Raw genomic sequence first — 2,262 nt, 5'->3', positions numbered from 1 at the left:
CGGCTGAACCTGGACACCCCCCGCCGAGACCGGCAGCCGCCTGGGCCTCACGCCGCGCGAGACGCCCGCCTCGGTCTCCGTGGTGGACCGCGCCACCATCGAAGCCCGTGGCGCGCAGGACACGCAGGAGATCCTGCGGGCGATCCCCGGCGTGACCGCGCACAACGCGCCGGGCTCGATGGCGGCCAGCTACCGGGGCTTCAGCAACAACTCGGTCACGCAGCTGTACAACGGCATCACGGTGCAATACGGCAGCGCCACGCGCGCCGTGGACAGCTGGATCTACGACCGGGTGGAGGCCGTCGGCGGCGCGTCGAGCTTCCTGTACGGCGCGGGGGCCGTGGGCGGCTCGCTCAACTACATCACCAAGACGCCCGACCGCAGCGGCGACTTCGCGGAAGGCCGGCTGCGCGCGGGCTCCTACGGGCTCAAGGAAGCCTCGGCGGGCCTCAACCGCCGCATCGCGGGGCCGCAGGACGGCGGCGCAGGGCCGAGCCACTTCGCGCGCATCGACGTGAACCACCGCGACGCCGGCAGCTGGACCGCGGGCACGCAGACCCGGTCCACGCAGCTGGCCGCATCGCTGCTGTCCGACCTGGGCAGCGGCTTCACGCACCTGCTGGCGTACGAGTACCAGAAGGACGCGGTGGACCGCCCCTACTGGGGCACGCCGGTGCTCAACCCCGCCGTGGGCGCGCTGCGCATCGATCCCGGGACGCGCTTTGCCAACTACAACAGCAGCGACGGCATGTACGCCCACCGCGTGCAGTGGCTGCGCTCGGTGGCGCAGTGGCGCGTGTCCGGCGCCCTGCAGTGGCGCAACACGCTCTATGCCTACGACGCGCTGCGCGACTACCGCAACGTGGAGACCTACCAGTTCAACGCGGCCAACACCCTGGTCTCGCGCGGCAGCGCTTATTTGCAGCGGCACGACCAGCAACTGGTGGGCAACCGCACCGAGGCCACCTGGCGCGGCACGCTGGCCGGCCGGCCGAGCGATTGGGCCTTCGGCCTGGACGTGAGCGTGAACCGGCAGACGCGCTTTCCCAACAGCCTGGCCGGCACGGTGAGCACGGTGGACCCGTACCGCTTCACGACCGAGCGGTTCTTCGACATTTCCGGCATGGCCCCCGGCTTTCGCGCCGACCGCGACAACCGCGTGCAGACCACCGCGGTGTTCGTGGAGAACCACACGGCCCTGGTGCCCGGCGTGAACCTGGTGACGGCCCTGCGGCAGGAGCGCATCGCGCTGGACCTGACCAACCGCCGCGCCGTCACCGCCACCAGCCCCGCCACGTTCGAGCGCAGCTACACGCCCACCACCGGCCGCCTGGGCGTGGTGTGGGACGTGGCCCCCGGCGCCAACGTGTACGCCCAGTACGCCACGGCGAGCGACCCACCGTCGGGCTCGCTGTCCACGGCCTCGTTCGCCGACGTGGCCAACAACAGCGCGCTCACCACGGGCCGGCAGCTGGAAGCGGGCGCCAAGTTCGACTTCTGGGGCGGGCGGGGCACGGCCACGGTGGCGGCGTTCCAGATCACGCGGCGCAACATCGCCTCGCAGGACCCCAACAACCCCGCGTTCACCGTGCTGGTGGGCGAGCAGTCGTCGCGCGGCGCGGAGGTCGCCGTGGGCCTGCGCCTGACCGACCGATGGCAGCTGCAGGCCAACGCGATGCGCACCCGCGCCCGCTACGAGCAGTTCGTGCAGGGCGGCGTGTCGCTGGCCGGCCGCACGCCCACCAACACGCCCGAGAGCGTGGCCAACCTGTGGCTGGGCTACGCGGTCACGCCCGCGCTGCAGGCCACGGCGGGGGCGCGGCGCGTGGGGCGCATCTCTGCGGACGCGGCCAACACGCAGTATTGGCCCTCGTACACGCTGCTGGACCTGGGGCTGTCGTGGAAGCTCTCGCCCACCGCCACGCTCTCGGGCCACCTGCGCAACGCCACCGACCGCATCTACGCGGCCGAAGCGCGCAGCGCGCAGGTGTACCTGGGCGCACCGCGCACGGTGGACGTGTCGCTGCAGGTGGCGTTCTGAACGCCGACGGGAAACGCACCATGGACTGGACCCGCCCTGTGCGCGCCAAGCGCTGGCTGTTTCTCACCCACCGCTGGTTGGGGGTGCTGCTGTGCGGCTTCTTCGCGATGTGGTTCGTCTCCGGCATCGTGATGATGTACGTGGGCTACCCCCAGCTCACCGAGGCCGAGCGCACCGCCCACCTGCCGCCGCTGGGCGACGGCGCGGGCCTGCGGGAGCCC

General features: G+C 72.1%; 1 protein-coding gene and 1 pseudogene. Both read left to right on the top strand.

The genetic code is table 11. From position 1 onward, the window contains the following. Positions 1-79: 79 nt before the first annotated feature. Positions 80-2,041 (top strand): TonB-dependent receptor, encoded by a 1,962-nt coding sequence (locus AC27IQ_RS22835; protein ID WP_487090906.1) that lies wholly within the window; start codon positions 80-82, stop codon positions 2,039-2,041. A 20-nt stretch (positions 2,042-2,061) separates the two neighbouring features. Beyond that, positions 2,062-2,262, top strand: a pseudogene (locus AC27IQ_RS22830) (PepSY domain-containing protein); the annotation flags it as partial.

It is taken from the genome of Acidovorax sp. KPB24-07 (genome assembly GCF_057543315.1).
The sequence above is the reverse complement of the archived record's forward strand: the minus strand, read 5'-3'. Positions and strand labels throughout refer to the sequence as shown.